The following is a 17,219-nucleotide window of genomic DNA, read 5'->3' as shown; positions in this document are numbered from 1 at the left end:
ATTAAGGATTCAAAGTGTTTTCCCATTTGTGAAAACCAAAAACCAAAATGTTTTCTTCTCCAATTTCAAAAACAATTCTATAACCTTTGAATATCAGTTCACGGATCTTTTCATCTTCAAAGAATTCTGATTGTCTGTAAGACCACATTCTACCAGGGATTTTTCTTATTTCGGATAGAATGCTTTTTCTGAATTTTATGGCAGTTTCAGGTTTATCTTTGGCAATATATTTAACTTGTCGGTCAAGTTTTTTGTAGAATTTATTGGAGATTACCAGTTTCATATTCAAAGATTTTCATCCTCAAACATTTTTTCCACTTCATCAATGCTGTAAAAAACTGCATCTGGACGTTTTGTATATTCATAATCTGCGTGCAACTCTTCCCTCACTTGGTCAAACTTTGGATTCTCATCAATAATTTCCAAATCCTTTTTAGAGAATTTTTCCAAAACTTTCAACAGTTCTTCCTTGATTGCCTGATTGTATTGTAACGTAAGCGTTTCCATAGCAGAGAGATTTACATCAAAGTTAATTGTTTTTTTCTTTTGAAAGTTAGTTAGCCAATAGCAATCAGCTAAAAGCCAACAGCCAATTGCTACCCAATGAGCTCTTTCGCCTGAGAAATCGCTGCTTCTGTAATCTTGGAACCGGAAATCAACTGTGCTATTTCGTTCAGTTTTTCGACGTCTGAAAGTTTTACAATCGTAGTTTTTGTAACTGCATTTTCATCAAATTTCACCACTTTGTAATTTTCATTTCCTTTCGCAGCAACTTGGGCAAGATGCGTGATGACGATGAGTTGCAAATCTTGCGACATTTCTTGCATCAGTTTTCCCATTTCTTCGGCAATTCGGCCGGAAACGCCCGTGTCGATTTCGTCTAAGATTAATGTTGGAAGGTCATTATTCTCCGCCATTATTTTTTTGATGGCAAGCATTACTCGAGAACGTTCTCCGCCGGAAACTGCGCTTTGGATTGGTTTCAATGGAAAACCGGAATTCGCTTGAAAAAGGATTTGGATATTATTTTTTCCGTGAAGATTGTAAGATTGTGAATCTGTCAATTCGATTTTCAAAATGGCTTTTTCAAGACCGAGTTTTGAAAAGATTTCTTTGGCTTGATTTTCTAGATTTCCAGAAAATTTCTTTCTGTTTTCGGATAGTTTTTGACTGAAAGTTTGAAGTTCTTTTTCAATCAGTTTGAGACTTTTTTCTTTTTCCTCGATTTGATTTTCAATCGTTTCCAAAGAATTTTGGCTTAATGATAATTCCTCTCGGATTTCCAAAAGTCCATCGATGTCATTCACTTGATGTTTCAAGAAAAGTGAATTCAATCGGTTGACAGTCATCAACAAAGCTTGCAAAAGCTCAGGATTCATTTCAAGACTTTCCGCTTTATTTTCGATTTCAATATTGATGTCTTTCAGTTCCAGATAAGTCGTTTCCAAACGTTCGCTGAGGTCTTGGTACTCTGAGGAAAGTTCTGAAAGTTTTGCAATCTTATTTTTAACTTCGAAAAGTCCAGACAAAATTCCGAAATCTTCCTGATTTAGTTTTGATAATATTTCTGAAAGATTTTCACTGATTTGCCCTGCATTTTCCTGCGTATTCAGTTGATTCTGAATCTCCTCAAAATCCAAATCGTCCAATTGCATTTCTTGCAATTCTGAAAGAAGGAAATTTTTGTAATCGGATTCTTTATTGTTTTCTGCGAGTGCAGACTTCAGTTGCTCGATTTCTCTTTTAGTTGTTTGATAACCAATATAATGGTTCTGATAATCAGACAACAAGCTTTTGTTTTTTGCCAATCCGTCCAAGATTCCAAACTGGAATTGCTCGGTAAAAAGGTCAGACGTTTCGAATTGCGAATGGATGTCAATCAATCTTGAAGATAATTCCTTCAAAACATCCAATGTCACCGGAACATCATTGATGAAAGCTCTTGATTTTCCACCAGATGAAATTTCTCTTCGGATGATGGTTTGCGTTTCAAAATCCAAATCCTTTTCTTCAAAAAAATCCTTGAAATTATCTGTGATTTGGAACTCAGTTTCGACGATGCTTTTGACATCCGATTTTGCAAAGGATTTCACATCGGCTCTTTCGCCCATTATCAAACGTAATGCGCCAAGAATGATAGATTTTCCTGCGCCAGTTTCTCCTGTGATGACCTGAAGACCTTGCTTGAGGTCAATCTCAAGTTTGTCGATTAACGCAAAATTCTGAATGAAAATTCTTGAAAGCACGAAATTATTTTTTAATAACTAAATTATGAATTAATGTTGTGACGAGTCCTAACAGTAGGTCAAAAATAACTAATTAAACCAAAGCAAGAAGGTTTTTGCTTTTATTTTTTACAGTCTATTTTATTTCCGGTCAAGTCATAACACTCGTATGCAGAACCTTCTCGTTTCTTAGTCAACTCAAATATTTTTTTAGCGTTGTTGTATCTGATGTAATAAAAAGGAATTCTAATACTAGGAATTAAAACTTTGGCATTCTTGTCTACAATGCTGTAGCTACCATCATCATTTCGAATGGTAAAATAGCTGTCATTGCCATCGGTCATTCTATTGAAGCCTTTTTTATCCTTTGCAATGAGCGTATTTTCTTTATCATAAATATCATAAACGCCTGCCGAATGGACATTTGGTTTGCTCTCGAGCGTTCTATTGATGTAAGTCAGGTTTCCAAGAGTTCCATACTGTTGTACTCGGTCGTTTTCTGTATAGATTGTTTCTCCCGTTACAGGATTTGAGATTTCGTAATATTTGTCATATTTGATATATTGGAAATTGCCAACTTTTCCCAGCTCTTTGTAAAACTGCGGATACAAATATTTTTTCTGCGAAACATCATAGGTATTTTGCTTGTAATTATTATCCGTAACTGCAATATTTCCATTTTCCAATAGCCTTACACTAGACACTTTATCTTCATAGATTAATTCGCCTTTTCGGTTGACAACTCTTTTATTATCATCATTCAATACTATGAAAAAGTCTTTTGCAACCTCCTTTTCACCGATTTCCATAATGCTTCCGTCTGCTTCAAAAAGTATTTTCTTTGATGTAGGTTCCACGACAACGAATTTTTTGCCTGTAGATTTGGTCATAACAAATAATTTATGAGTCGGTAAATCTCTATCAAATTTCAGATTTTCAAATTCCACAAACTTTTTGTCGAGCAGATTATAGATTTTTTTATTTCCATATTCTGGTTCTATGGCAACATACGGAGGGAAAAGAGGTAAGATGCTATAAGCGTCTTTAGGAAAAAGCATCGTCCCTTTTTCATCAATAATGTTTCTATTGCCTGTTGCAGAGTTATACAGGAAAACAAAAGATTTTTCGTTGAAATTTTGATAATTAATTCCCATATTGATTATAAAACGGTACTCAGATGGGATAGATTTTATAGTACCATCTTTAGAAACTATTCTTACATTCGGGCAATGGAAAACCTCTGGCTTTTCGATGCATTTGTCAGAAACTATTTTTGAACCGTCTTTAAAAACATTGATAAAATTGATGTTCTCTGGGAATTCTTCTTCCTTACCATCAGGCGAAATCAATATTTTTTTCTGGTTTCTTCTGTTCGTCAAATAGTCATATTGAAAATCTGGGTTAGTTTCGTCCAAGGGAATTTGGTCACTTATTGCTAATTCAAATGTTCTGGATTTTAAATCTGTCAACAATTTTGGGTCAATAGATTTTGTGGGATTTTTTTGTAAAAATTTTACGGGCAAATAGCTCTCTTCTTTTACTGCTGATTGTGCTGATGAAGCCGTTTTTTTAGTAGGAGTAGTTTTGGTTGTGCTTTTTTTATTTTGTGCAAAACCAAATGTAAAACTAATCATTAATAATGCGATTAATCTTTTTTTCATAATGTCTAAATATTTGTGTTTTTTTAATGTATTGCAAATGAGTATTCTACGTCATTGATAATGGCGTAAAAACGAAAACGAAAGAATGGGTAAAGTTGTCTGGAAAATTAAACTTGCAAATGTCTATTTCCACTTATTCCATTTCGTATCAATGTCTTTCGGAGAGAAGTTGCTGAGCATCGTTTTCAGTTCGCTGATGTTGACTGAGGCGTTGTTGCCAGAATCAAAAATGTTGAAAATCTCCGTGCTTTTACTTTCTATGAAAACACTGAAAGGATAATTCATTTGGAAATTGTTGTCGTAGAATTTGAGTTGCATCAAAGATTCTGCGATGGTTTTCTTCGCTGGACCTTGGTCTGGTTTCGCAAGATTGTCCAATCCAGAACGATGATAGCTGTAGAAAACGGTGCGCAAAGTGGAGTTGCTTTCATTCTGTAAACCGGAAATCAAAGCACCGCGGTTTCTTTGACTTTCCACTTGGTTCCAACCGTCATAGTTTTGATTTTGAGAGTTTTGCGCAATTTTCATTGCTTTGTCAAAATGCGCTTGTCCGCCTTTCAGCTGGAAACTGTCGCCGTCGTAACCTAAGATGACATAAACATAGAAACTAATCACATCGATGAGGTTTTTGCCAGAAAATTGACGTTCGTTGAAAATTAGATTTTCGTTTTCATTATATTCAAAAGAAAAACTAGTGTCGTTGATGTTCATCAAAGGCGATTCATATTGCGCATTGAAAACTGGTCGAGTCGCTTGCACCACCAAACTTCCTTTGAAATTGTTGTTTCCCGGACGTTCAGAAATTACGATGGCGAAGTTACATTTGATTTTTTCGAAATTCTGAAGTTTTTTTCCCGTCCAGCTTGTATTGTTGATGAAGTCGCGCAAAGATTTTTCTAAAGTTCGGAAAACCTGCGTGTTACTTCCTGCAATCTGTTGGGAATTGATCTGCACATTTGCCAAAAGCTCCTGCGAAAAAACAGGCTGAGCAAAAAACAAAGCGCAAATTATATAAAGTAGTTTTTTCATCTGAAAGTAAAAATGTTTGTAAAAATAAGGAATCTTAATCTAAAACGAGGATAAATTTATAACGAAAAAAGCGGGCTTTTCTTACAATTTCTGAGCAATAAAATTCAGGATGTCTTTGGCAACATCTTCTTTTGATTTTAATGAAAAAGATTGCTCCTCTGTTGGCGTAAAGATTTTGATTTTGTTGGTGGCATTTGCAAATCCTGCACCTTCGTCTCGGAGCGAGTTTAGGACAATCATATCCAGATTTTTCTTGATGAGTTTTCCTTTCGCATTCTCCTCCTCATTCTGAGTTTCCAAGGCAAAACCCACCAAAAATTGATTGGTTTTTTGTTCGCCCATCGTTCGTAGAATATCCTTGTTTTTGACGAGTTCTATCGTGAGTTCATTTTCGTTTTTCTTAATTTTTTCCATTGCTTTCACTTTCGGTGTGTAGTCTGCAACGGCGGCGCTCATTATGGCGACATCAATATTTTCGTAATATTTGAAAACTTCGTCAAACATTTCCTGAGCGGAAGTGACTTTGTGAAGCGTAATGTTTTTATCATCTATTTTTTGGGAAGAAGGCCCAGAAATCAAAATGACTTCTGCACCACGTTTTGTTGCTTCTTTCGCCAAATCAAATCCCATTTTTCCAGTTGAATGGTTTCCGATGAATCTTACTGGATCAATATTTTCATAAGTTGGTCCCGCGGTGATTAAGAATTTTTTACCAGCAAATTGATTATCAACTTCAGTAAATTGATTTTCTAAAACCGGTAAAATAGTTGAAGGTTCCGCCAATCTGCCTTGTCCAACAAGTCCGCTCGCCAATTCTCCAAATTCTGCAGGAATGATTTTGTGCCCAAAACTCTCAGCAGTCGTCAAATTTTTCAAAACAGTTGGATGCGCATACATATCCAAATCCATTGCAGGCGCAATGATGACAGGGCATTTTGCAGACATATAAACTGCCATCAAAAAATTGTCGCAAAGTCCGTTTGTGATCTTTGCCAAAGTGTTGGCTGTGCAAGGTGCAATCAACATCAAATCTGCCCAAAGTGCCAGCTCAACGTGGTTGTTCCAACTTTTGTTTTCGTCGTAAAAATCAGTATAAACTTTGTTCTTGGAAAGTGTGGAAAGCGTCAAAGGCGAGACGAAATCTTCTGCAGATTTTGTCAACACGATTTTCACTTCAGCGCCAGATTTTATGAGATCACGAACGAGGTAATTCATTTTGTAGGCTGCGATGCCGCCGGTAATTCCAAGGATGATTTTTTTGCCTTGCAAGCTCATTTTGCTTTGATTTTTATTAACGAAAGTATTAATAATTTTATTAACAAAAAAACCGTCTCGCAAAGGAATTCTTTAGCAAGACGGTTTTATATTTTATAATCAGTTAAGATTAGTTTTTTTCTTCAGTTTTTCTATGGTAGATTTCGTCATCTAACCATTCTCTGATTGCGATAGAAGTTGGTTTTGGCATTTTTTCGTAATGCTTAGAGATTTCGATTTGTTCTCTGTTTTCAAAAACTTCCTCCAAAGTAGAGTTGTGAACAGCAAATTCATCTAATTTACCGTGAAGTTCCGAACGGATTTCTCCATTGATTTGTTCAGCTCTTTTACCCATAATTACGATAGCTTCGTAGATGCTGGCTACTTTTGCTTCGATTTTATCTTTGTCGTAAGTGATTGTGCTTACTTCTGCTTTTGTATCTTTAAGGCTCATTGGGCGAATTGTTTAGGGTTGCAAATATACAAATTATCTTTTAAACTTGAAAGTGGCTTGTGGTTCTGGCGAATTGATCTTCGCACTGTCTCTTCTGGTCTGTTCTGCGACGTTTTCTAGTTTCGCCTGATTCTTTTCCTGCTCCAGTTCTTTTTTCTCATTTTCCTTAGCTTCAGCATTTTTCACTTTAGCCTCGTATTCTGCTTTTCTCTTTTCTACTTCCACTTGAAGTTGGGCAAATTTCACTTTTTCGTCTTCAAGTTTTGTGTAAAGATCATCAGCAGTTTTGGAATATTCAGAATTTGGAAGTTCTGCAGAAACTCTTTTTGCATACGAAGCTGCAGCATCCAATCTTTCTTTTTTCAAATCATAGATTGAGTTAACAGCTAATTCATATTTGGATTTCAAAATGATGTCGTAGATTTTTGGTCTAAGCTTAGTTGCTGGGAAATCTTCCAAAACGTTTTCGAAAGTTACAGCAGCGGCTTTGAACTCGCCCATTCTGAAATATTGTTTCGCATTTTCGAATGCTTTGAATTCCAGCTTGTAAGTCAACTCATCTACCAATTGTGTGATGTTTTTGGAACGCTCAGAATCAGGATATTCATTAAGGAAATTCTGCAATTCTGTGATGGCAGATTCTGTATTGCTTTGATCTAAGTTATACTGCAAAGATCCTTCGTAATAACAAAGTGCAGAAAGATAAGCCGCTTCTTCTTTTCTAGGATCCTGAGGGAAACTGATTACAAAATTCTTGAATTGGTTGGCTGCCAATCTGTAATTTTTATCATAATAATTGGCATAAGCCGAGTTGAAAACTACGTTTGGAGCGTCATCTGTTCCTGCTACAAGATTGGGTAATCTATCGTATAAAGCAAGGGCATCTGCCCATTTTTTCTTTGTAAATTTTTCGTTGGCAACCTTCAAGATAAAATCTTTGTCCGCACTTTTCATCGCCTGATCCATTTCCGTTTTGCAAGACATCAAAATCACAGACAACACCAATAAACTAATATATTTCTTCATAATTCCAGCCAGAATAATTCTGTCACTTGGTTCTAATTAATTTGCAAAAATAAAACTTTTTTTCCCAAAACTTTTTTTTTATGAAAGATTAACGTTTAAAATGTCGGAAATTATAAGTCAGAGCAAATAAGATTAAGGTTTTCTATTAAATAAAATACTCTAATATCTGATGTCTAACTTCTAACATCTCAATAAATAGTGTATTTTTGCAAATTACAAGAATTTTAAATGAAAAACATCAGGAATTTCTGCATTATTGCGCATATCGATCACGGTAAAAGTACATTGGCAGATCGTCTTTTAGAATATACCAATACCGTTACACAAAGGGAATTGCAGTCGCAAACTTTGGATGATATGGACTTGGAAAAAGAACGTGGTATCACCATCAAGTCTCACGCCATCCAAATGGATTATGAACTGAATGGTGAAAAATATGTCCTAAATCTTATTGATACACCGGGACACGTGGATTTTTCTTATGAGGTTTCCCGTTCTATCGCAGCTTGCGAAGGTGCTCTGTTGATTGTTGATGCGGCGCAAAGTATTCAGGCGCAAACAATCAGTAATCTATATTTAGCTTTAGAAAACGATTTGGAAATTATTCCAATCCTTAATAAAATAGATCTTCCATCTGCCAATCCAGAAGAAGTAACCGACGAGATTATGGGACTTTTGGGTTGCAAATACGAAGATGTTCTTAGAGTTTCTGGGAAAACAGGCGAAGGTGTTCACGAATTGCTTGAGCAGATTGTGGCAAGAGTTCCAGCTCCGGTTGGAGATCCAAAAGCACCGCTTCAAGCTTTGATTTTCGATTCTGTTTACAATCCTTTCCGAGGAATTGAAGCATATTTCAAAATCGTAAATGGAAGTATTTCCAAAAATGAAAAAATTAAATTCTTTGCAACTGGAAAGGAATATGGTGCAGACGAAGTAGGAACTTTGAAACTAAAACAAGTTCCAAAGAAAACCATCGAATGTGGCGATGTAGGTTATATTATTTCCGGAATTAAAGACGCTCGCGAAGTAAAAGTTGGTGATACCATTACTTCTTTCGTGAATCCAGCGGATGGACCAATTGATGGTTTCGAAGAAGTGAAGCCAATGGTTTTTGCCGGGATTTATCCAATAGAATCTGAGGATTTTGAGGAATTAAGATTCTCATTAGAAAAATTAAGACTTAATGACGCTTCTTTGGTTTTCGAGCCAGAAAGTTCTGCGGCGCTTGGTTTCGGTTTCCGATGCGGATTCTTGGGAATGTTGCATATGGAAATCGTTCAGGAACGTTTGGACAGAGAGTTCAATATGAATGTCATCACGACAGTTCCCAACGTTTCGTACCACGGCTATTCCAAAAAAGATCCGGAAACTCCGATTTTGATCAATAATCCTTCAGAAATGATGGATCCGATGAGTATGGACAGAGTGGAAGAACCTTTCATCAAGGCTTCTATCATCACAAAATCAGATTTCGTAGGTCCGGTTATGACGCTTTGTATTGAGAAAAGAGGCGAAATAGTTAATCAAAGTTATTTGACAGCAGACAGAGTAGAATTGACTTTCAATATGCCATTGGCTGAAGTTGTTTTCGATTTTTATGACAGGCTGAAGTCTATTTCTAAAGGTTACGCTTCGTTCGATTATTCTCCGATTGGGATGCGTGCATCGAAATTGGTGAAGATGGATATTTTGATTAATGGCGATATGGTGGATGCTTTATCCTCATTGATTCACGATAGCAATGCATTTTACATCGGAAAAAGAATGTGCGAGAAATTGCGTGAACTTATTCCGAGACAACAGTTTGATATTGCTGTTCAGGCTGCTTTGGGAGCGAAAGTTATCGCCAGGGAAACCATCAAAGCTTTGAGAAAAGACGTTACCGCAAAATGTTACGGTGGTGATATTTCAAGAAAACGTAAACTTCTTGAGAAGCAAAAAGAAGGTAAGAAAAAGATGAAGCAAATTGGTAGAGTAGAGGTTCCTCAATCAGCGTTTATGGCTGTTTTGAAATTAAATGATTAAAGCACGAAAAAAAATTATATATTTGATAAGATATAACAAGCTATGGATTTTATATATTCAAAAGCACCAATAAAAGAAGCTATTATTGATATTTCTATTATAGAGATGGATATTAATTTGGAAGATTTAGAGGATGAAATTTTGAAAAGTTTGCCAAAAGATTTTTTGGACGTAAAGAAAATATTGAATTTCGGTGGACAAATTAATATTAAGTCACGAAAGACACCAGAACTGATAACTTCTGAAGAGGTTTTGATAGGTTATATGTTTTCTAGGGAAAATATCAAGGTTCAGTTTAGAAAAAATGGTTTTACAATTAATTTTTTAAGTCCGTATACTAATTGGAAAGAATTTTTTGATATTTCAAAAATTTTTTGGAAAAAATATCAAGAAATATTTAAAGGTATTAAAATTGATAATATTTCCTTGAGATATATAAATGAGATTAAAATACCTTTACCGATTAAAAATTTTGAAGATTATATCGTAAATATTCCGCCAATTCCTAAATGTTTACCCCAAAATTACTCGCATTTTTTTATGCAGATTGAAGTGCCGTGCGAAAATGAATTTGTCGCTGTAATAACAGAAACAACATTAAAACAAAAAGAAAAGTATATACTTCCATTTATATTGGATATAAATATACAAAAAGAAATTAAGGGAAAAATAGACTTTGAAGAGGATTTCAATTATATGAGAAGATTAAAAAATCTAATTTTTGAAGATTTCATTACAGATAATTTAAGAAAACTTTTTACAAATGAAAACAGAATTTGAATATAATATACCATTAAGTGAGTCTGGAAAGAATATTTCTTGTTCATTTTCGAATGCAAAGAAACTGTATGAAGGAAACAGTCTTTTTGTTAAGCAAAAGAAAAGAAACGAAGAGTATAGTGAGTTTCTAGAGTTGAAAGAAAAATGGAAACAAGAAACCATTTTTGAATCGAGTTCTGATAAAATTTTTTCTAATTCTAATTATGTTAAAATAATTGATTATGGAGCAGAAGCCTTGCCTTGGATTATTAAGGATTTAAAAAGAAATGGAGGTTTTTGGTTTTTTGCCCTAAAAAAAATAACAGGTTTTAATCCAATTAAAACTGAAAATATTGGCAGATATGAAGGGATGAAAAGTGACTGGTTAGAATGGTCTGAAAAATACTATCTTAATGAAAAACCAATTGTCAATTCCTGAACATTTTCCAAATACAAAAATAGAGCCACTAATAATAACAAGTCCTATAACAAATGATTATAATTGTATAGCGTGGGCATTTGGTTGTTCTAATCTTTGGTTTTGGCCAGACTCAGAAGGTCTTTATTTTTGGCCAAAAGAAATTCCTAGAGAATGCACAAAGGAAGCTTTTATTAAATTATATGAATTAATAGGATATGAGGTATGTTTTGATGAAAGTTTTGAAGAAGGAAAAGAAAAAGTTGTAATTTATTTAAATTCAAATGAAGAACCGACACACGCGGCTAAACAAATAGATAATAATTTTTGGTCGAGCAAATTAGGTCCACATAACGATGTTTCACATTCTCTGTTCGCTCTTGAAGATGGAGTTTATGGAAATGCAAGGATATTTATGAAAAGAGATAGAAAATCATAAAAACGTGTCAATTGATACGTTTTTATTGATTTAATTTTTAAAATCTATAAATGAAAAACCTCTCCATCCTCTTCATCCTCATTTCTGTTTTCGGATATTCTCAAATCCAAACACCTTACGAAAAAGGTAATGGCAATCAAACCACGACTTTTGATGAGATGCGAAAATTCTATCAGGAATTGGCGAAACAATATCCATCAATCAGTTATGACACTAAAGGAGAAGACGACAACGGCGCACCAATAGATGTTGTGATTTTCAATCCATCAGGAAAAAGTTTCGAAGAAGCCAGAAAAGGTAAATCAGTTTTGTTTGTCAATAATGGAATTCATCCAGGTGAACCAGACGGAATTGATGCGACGATGATGTTGATGAGAGACCTAGCAACAGGAAAAATTAAAGCACCAAAAAATGTAATTTTTATAGCAATCGCCAGTTACAACATCAGCGGTATGATGAACCGAGAAAGTTTTTCCAGAGCCAATCAAAATGGTCCTGAAGAATATGGTTTTCGTGGCAATGCTCGAAATTATGATTTGAACAGAGATTTCATCAAAACAGATTCAAAAAATTCCAGAAGTTTTCAACAGATTTTTCAATGGCTGAAACCGGATGTTTTTATTGATAATCACGTGAGCAACGGCGCGGATTATCAATATACTTTCACTTATATTTCGACGAACAAAGAACGATTGGGAAATGTCCTCGGGAATTATTTCAATGACGAAATGCAGAGAACGCTTCTGAAAAATATGGAGAAAAAAGGTGTGATTTCCGTTCCTTATGTCAATATTCACGGCGATGTTCCGGATGGCGGTTTTCCTGCTTTTGTGGATTCACCGAGATATGCGACAGGTTACACGACTTTGTTCAATGCCATCGGGACGGTTGTGGAAACGCATATGCTGAAACCTTACAAAGACCGTGTGAAAGTGACTTACGATTATATGGTTGACAATCTGAATTATATCGATGAAAATTACAAAACCATTCAGCAAAAAAGAGCCGAAAATCTGAAACAATACAAAGTCGGAAACCGATATGCTTTGGTTTGGAAACTCGATTCTACGAAATATGAAAACATTGATTTCAAAGGTTTTAAAGCGAAATACAAACCAAGTGATATTTCTGGAAAAACGAGACTTTGGTACGACAGAAATTCTAAATTTTCAAAGCCTGTCAAGTTCTACAATACTTACGTTCCGGCAAAAGAAATTACGATTCCGAAATATTACATCATTCCACAATCCGAATGGAAAATCATTGATTTGCTGAAACTCAACCAAATCAAAATGACACCGATAAAACAAGATTCTACAATTACAGTTGAACAATATCGAATCAAAGATTTCAAAACCGTTCCCAATCCTTACGAAGGTCATTACTTACATTACGATACTTTTTTGACCAAAGAATCTGGAAAAACCAAATTCAGAGCGGGCGATTTCATCGTTCCACTCAATCAAGACGGCGTGAAATTTCTCTTGGAAACCTTGGAACCGGAAGCGGTGGATTCTTACTTCAACTGGAATTTCTTTGATGCGATGCTGGGGCAGAAAGAATATTATTCTCCTTACGTTTTCGAAGATACGGCGAGTAAACTTCTGAAAGACAACAAAGCTTTGAAAACCGCTTTCGAAATGGAAAAATCCACTAATCCAAAGTTTGCAGAAGACGGACAAGCGCAATTGGATTGGGTTTACAAACATTCGGAATATTACGAGAAAACGCATCGGCTTTATCCTATTTTTAGAATTAATTAAAATATATTTCTCGCAGATTTTACAGATTCAGCAGATTAATAAAAAAAATAATCTGCAAAATTTGCCCAATCTGCGAGAGATAAAATCTATTTCTTAGGAACTTCAATCACTTTTTGCAAAGCTTTTTTAGGATTTCCATTTCTATCCCAAAGTAGCGGATAGTTTGTTCTTCCAGGAATTGGATAATCGTTTTTCCAAGACATTTCGTCCTTCATTCCCCACGTTGTAACACGGTCCAGTTTATCTCTTTTTTTGTAGAAAATTTGGAACAATTCTGCATATCGATTAGCTAATTGTTCGTCCACATCTTTTGGGAGTCCATTGATGTAAGGGTCAAGATAAGTTTTGAATTCCTCATTCTGAAACTGCTTATGCTTAAAAGCCTGACCAATGATTTGCCCTTCCTTTGTCACAGGCAAAACATCCACATCAATTTCCGTAATCATTACTTTGATTCCGCAGGCAGCGTAAGCATCTATCGCCTCTTCGATGTATTGATTTTTCGGATAGTTCAGCCCCCAATGACCTTGGATTCCGATGCCGTCAATTCGGATTCCGTTGGCTTGTAGCATTTTTACCATTCGTACAATGCCTTTCACTTTTTCTGGTCGCCACGCATTGAAGTCGTTGTAATATAATTCTGTATTGGGAGAATATTTGGCTGCGTATTGAAAAGACAATCTCATCAGTTCGTCGCCATCGCCAATACCTTTTACCCATCCTTCGTTACGGTAACTGCCGTCATCATCAATCACTTCATTCACAACATCCCAAGCTTGCACTTTTCCGGCATATCGGCTTGCGACCAATTTGATATGGTCGTGCAGACGTTCTTTGGTTTGTTCTTTGGTTTTTTGAGTTCCATCTTCATTTTTAAAGAACCAGTCAGGCGTTTGATTTTTCCACACCAAAGTATGACCTACGATGAACATTTTATTTTTCAAACCAAAATTCACAAAAGCATCCGCCTGCGAAAAATCGAATTTCCCGGGAAGAGGATTCACAACTTCGGCTTTCATACAGTTTTCCGGCGTTATCGTGTTGAAATGTTCCAGAACAATAGCCTGTTGTTTTTTATCTTTTCCGCTCACGATATCGTGGTTCACGGCCGTTCCGATTTTGAACACTTTGGAATAAGCATCTTTGAATTTCACATTCTGAGAAAAACTAACGAAAGAAATTAAAACACTAAATATGATAAGGCACTGTCTCATAAACTCGAATATTGATTTAACTAAATATAGAAAAATAAAATAAACGGGAAATTAACATTTGTTTTAATGCTTTGAATTGCTAATGATGCTTACACAAACAATCTTCAGAAGTTTTTGAAAAATTTATCGAATACTTTCAAAGTTCCAAAAATCATCATTATCGACTAATTAACTTTTGAGTTGAAGTCTGTTAAAGTTGAACTTAAATTGATTTTAATTGCTGAAATTTATGGTAAGTCTTAACAATAAAGAATTTCATTTGGGCAACTATTTCCGCCTTCCGCTCCCAATCTTTTTTGCAGACGATTTCAGTTTAATAGAACTTGAAGTCAAAGCAAAAAAGGATTTCCGCTCAAGTCGGGCTGCGGATTCAGCATAAATCAACAGTCAGCATAAAAACCAATTTTGTCATTCCCTAGGAATCTAAACAGAATTTGTAGAGATTGCTTTTTATGATTGACAAAGATTATTTCTGGATTTTTCCCGTCCAAATCTCTCTTGTTTCTTCCAAATAAACCAATTTCTGAATCGCTTGGATTTTTAATACTCAATTCTAAAGGATTAACATAAGTATACATTCCATAACCGTGCCCAGAAACAATCCAACCATCAGTTTTATTTAATGTAGTAATTCCAAAATCTCCTGCAGGACCACCAGCATAAACTGGTCCGAATTCCCTCATTTGTTTCAACGCTTCATTATGAATGTCTTTTATAGTATCAGCGTCATCGAAAATAATATAAATACCATTTTTGAATACTACCCAATCTTGAAATTTAGGATTAATAGCCAATTTGATATGATTAATTAATTCTTTATTATCCATCTTTAATTCTTTGTTTGAACTGGAATTCTTTTTATTGCAATTTAACATTAGGAAGCTCAATGTTATTATTCCGATTATTAGTTTCATTTTAAATTTTTATTAAAAAGATGTCTTCCAAAGATACAAACTTCCCTCAATAGATTTCAATCTTAAACTCTCCACAACTTGCCATTCAACAAAAACTTAGTATTTTTGATAAAATTATTATAACAAACCTTTTAGGTTTAATCATAAGTCTATGAAAAAACTAAAATTCTCTTTAGTCTTCGCTCTTTTCTCTTTCTTTTCGTTGGCTCAGCAAAACGCTTACTCTCAGCAATATGCAAAATACAAAATGGATATTGATGTGGATGCGACCAACTTCACTTACCAAGGGAAACAGACTTTGCAATATCAAAACAATTCACCCGACGAGTTGAGAGTGGCGTATTTCCATTTGTATTGGAATGCGTTCAAGGTTGGATCTATGATGGATCAGCGTGTGGCAGGTCAAGGTGTAAATGCGGATGGAAGATTGTCAAAACGAGTTGGAAATACGGTGATTTCCAGATTGTCCGAGATTCCTAAGAACGAAGAAGGCGCGCAAAACATTCGTTGGATAAAGCAGAATGGAAAAGATTTGAAGTTTGAGATTCAGGGAACTATTATGAAAGTTTACCTTGCTGAAGCTATCAAACCAAATTCTTCCACCACTTTTACAATGGAATGGGACGCTGTGATCCCAATGCAAATCCGTAGAGCAGGAAGAAACAACCGCGAGGGAATCGATATGACGATGAGCCAATGGTATCCGAAAATCGCTGAATATGATTATGACGGCTGGGCAACTTTTGATTATATCGGGAGAGAGTTCCACGCGCCGTTTTCTGATTATGAAGTGAATATCAAAATCGATAAAGACTATGTTATCGGCGCTGGTGGAAATCTCGAAAATCCTAATGACGTAAAAGGTTACAGCAAAACGGCGGAAGTAAAACCAGACATTGCCAACAAAGTAAATTGGAAATGGACAGCCAAAAATATTCTGGACTTCGCTTGGGCGGCGGACAGAGATTACACTGTTGAAAGTTTTCCGATTTTGGATGGGCCAAAAGTTTTCTTAGTCTATCAAAAATCAGAAAAAACAAAACATTGGGAAGAATCAAAACCATATATTACAAAATTCTTCCAATTGATGAACGCAACTTTCGGGCGTTACAAATGGCCGAGCTACTCCTTTATTCAAGGTGGTGATGGCGGAATGGAATACGGAATGTGCACAATGATTTTGGGAGAAGCTACAAGTTTGGAAGGTCTCACTGGATTGATGTTCCACGAAGGTGCGCACTCTTGGTTTCAGCAGATGCTAGCGACCAATGAAAGTGTAAGACCTTGGATGGATGAAGGTTTCACGCAATATGCGGAAGATTTTGTGTCCTACAGATTGTTCCCGCCAACAGAACCTAAACCAAATCCATTTACAGATGCTATCCGAGCTTATATTAATTTTACAAAATCCGGAAAAGAAGAGCCAGCAGTTTGGTTGGCAGACCATCACGATAATGGAACGGCTTACACCTATGCAAGTTACATCAAAGGCGAAATGTTTTTGGTACAGCTGGGTTACATTGTTGGGGAAGAGAATCTCAACCGAATTATGATAAAATATTACGACGATTGGGCAATGAAGCACCCGACAGAAAGAGATTTTATCCACATCGCACAGCAAATCTCCGGAATGGATTTGAAGTGGTTCCAGCATTATTGGATCAACACAACCAAAACCATTGATTACGGGATCAAAAATGTGAAATACGATCCTGAATCTACCACAATCACTTTGGTAAACAAAGGTGGTGTTCCAATGCCCATCGACTTTAGTATTTTGACGAAAGACAAGAAGGTCATTAATTATAATATTCCATCAAGTCTTACCAGAACTTGGAAATCGAAAGATATTTATGGACCGTTCAAAACGTTGCCTTATTGGGCTTGGACGCAACAGGAATACAGCTTCACAATTCCTTACACCAAATCTCAATTGTCAGCGATGGGAATTGATTTCAGCCAGCGTTTGGCAGATGTAAGTCCGGAAGATAATTATCTGGAAGTAAAGTAGTAGAAGCTGGATGTCAGAAGTTGGAAG

The 17,219-nt window shown here is 35.6% G+C and carries 16 protein-coding genes; 6 read left to right on the top strand and 10 right to left on the bottom strand.

Going from position 1 to position 17,219, the window contains the following annotated elements; all coding sequences use genetic code 11:
* Position 1: 1 nt before the first annotated feature.
* The 8 genes from B0I22_RS09565 to B0I22_RS09530 all read right to left on the bottom strand — a co-directional run bounded on the left by B0I22_RS09565 (position 2) and on the right by B0I22_RS09530 (position 7,649).
* Complete coding sequence (locus B0I22_RS09565; RefSeq protein ID WP_133944435.1) at positions 2-283, bottom strand: type II toxin-antitoxin system RelE/ParE family toxin; 282 nt, start codon at positions 281-283, stop codon at positions 2-4.
* 2 nt (positions 284-285) lie between these two features.
* Positions 286-507 (bottom strand): hypothetical protein, encoded by a 222-nt coding sequence (locus tag B0I22_RS09560; RefSeq protein ID WP_133944434.1) that lies wholly within the window; start codon positions 505-507, stop codon positions 286-288.
* Between the two features lie 89 nt (positions 508-596).
* Positions 597-2,246, bottom strand: a complete 1,650-nt coding sequence (locus tag B0I22_RS09555) for a DNA repair protein RecN (protein WP_133944433.1) — start codon at positions 2,244-2,246, stop codon at positions 597-599.
* 101 nt (positions 2,247-2,347) lie between these two features.
* The gene (locus B0I22_RS09550; protein ID WP_133944432.1) at positions 2,348-3,886 is read right to left on the bottom strand and encodes a hypothetical protein; all 1,539 of its coding nucleotides are present in this window, start codon (positions 3,884-3,886) and stop codon (positions 2,348-2,350) included.
* A 123-nt stretch (positions 3,887-4,009) separates the two neighbouring features.
* Entirely contained in the window at positions 4,010-4,915 is a 906-nt protein-coding gene (porD, locus tag B0I22_RS09545; RefSeq protein WP_133944431.1) for a type IX secretion system protein PorD, read from the bottom strand.
* 81 nt (positions 4,916-4,996) lie between these two features.
* Positions 4,997-6,190, bottom strand: a complete 1,194-nt coding sequence (coaBC, locus tag B0I22_RS09540; protein ID WP_133944430.1) for a bifunctional phosphopantothenoylcysteine decarboxylase/phosphopantothenate--cysteine ligase CoaBC — start codon at positions 6,188-6,190, stop codon at positions 4,997-4,999.
* A 109-nt stretch (positions 6,191-6,299) separates the two neighbouring features.
* Positions 6,300-6,623, bottom strand: a complete 324-nt coding sequence (locus B0I22_RS09535) for a DNA-directed RNA polymerase subunit omega (RefSeq protein ID WP_133944429.1) — start codon at positions 6,621-6,623, stop codon at positions 6,300-6,302.
* A gap of 33 nt (positions 6,624-6,656) precedes the next feature.
* Positions 6,657-7,649: an outer membrane protein assembly factor BamD gene (locus B0I22_RS09530; RefSeq protein WP_133944428.1), complete on the bottom strand. Its 993-nt coding sequence runs from the start codon at positions 7,647-7,649 to the stop codon at positions 6,657-6,659.
* Positions 7,650-7,877: 228 nt separating this feature from the next.
* Here B0I22_RS09530 and lepA point away from each other — a divergent pair, with 228 nt between their 5' ends.
* The 5 genes from lepA to B0I22_RS09505 are packed head-to-tail and all read left to right on the top strand — an operon-like array spanning position 7,878 to position 13,053.
* On the top strand, positions 7,878-9,674 hold the full coding sequence (gene lepA, locus B0I22_RS09525; RefSeq protein ID WP_133944427.1) for a translation elongation factor 4: 1,797 nt from the start codon (positions 7,878-7,880) through the stop codon (positions 9,672-9,674).
* Positions 9,675-9,716: 42 nt separating this feature from the next.
* Positions 9,717-10,454: a TIGR04255 family protein gene (locus tag B0I22_RS09520; protein ID WP_133944426.1), complete on the top strand. Its 738-nt coding sequence runs from the start codon at positions 9,717-9,719 to the stop codon at positions 10,452-10,454.
* On the top strand, positions 10,438-10,872 hold the full coding sequence (locus B0I22_RS09515) for a hypothetical protein (protein ID WP_133944425.1): 435 nt from the start codon (positions 10,438-10,440) through the stop codon (positions 10,870-10,872). Before B0I22_RS09520 ends, B0I22_RS09515 begins: the two co-directional genes overlap by 17 nt.
* Positions 10,847-11,290 carry a DUF7689 domain-containing protein gene (locus tag B0I22_RS09510; protein ID WP_133944424.1) on the top strand — a complete coding sequence of 148 codons (444 nt, stop codon included), beginning with the start codon at positions 10,847-10,849 and terminating at the stop codon, positions 11,288-11,290. The genes B0I22_RS09515 and B0I22_RS09510 overlap by 26 nt, the downstream gene beginning before the upstream one ends.
* A gap of 50 nt (positions 11,291-11,340) precedes the next feature.
* Entirely contained in the window at positions 11,341-13,053 is a 1,713-nt protein-coding gene (locus B0I22_RS09505) for a M14 family zinc carboxypeptidase (protein WP_133944423.1), read from the top strand.
* A gap of 86 nt (positions 13,054-13,139) precedes the next feature.
* On the opposite strand, the gene B0I22_RS09500 is transcribed toward B0I22_RS09505, so the two are convergent.
* Entirely contained in the window at positions 13,140-14,267 is a 1,128-nt protein-coding gene (locus B0I22_RS09500) for an endo-1,4-beta-xylanase (RefSeq protein ID WP_133944422.1), read from the bottom strand.
* Positions 14,268-14,647: 380 nt separating this feature from the next.
* A complete protein-coding gene (locus B0I22_RS09495; RefSeq protein ID WP_246022183.1) occupies positions 14,648-15,094 on the bottom strand; it encodes a hypothetical protein in 447 nt (148 codons plus the stop codon).
* Between the two features lie 238 nt (positions 15,095-15,332).
* On the opposite strand from B0I22_RS09495, the gene B0I22_RS09490 reads away from it, so the two are divergent.
* On the top strand, positions 15,333-17,192 hold the full coding sequence (locus B0I22_RS09490) for a M1 family metallopeptidase (protein WP_133944420.1): 1,860 nt from the start codon (positions 15,333-15,335) through the stop codon (positions 17,190-17,192).
* Positions 17,193-17,219: the final 27 nt, after the last annotated feature.

Origin of the sequence: Epilithonimonas xixisoli, from assembly GCF_004365655.1 — a bacterium.
Taxonomy (GTDB): domain Bacteria; phylum Bacteroidota; class Bacteroidia; order Flavobacteriales; family Weeksellaceae; genus Epilithonimonas; species Epilithonimonas xixisoli.
The sequence above is the reverse complement of the archived record's forward strand: the minus strand, read 5'-3'. Positions and strand labels throughout refer to the sequence as shown.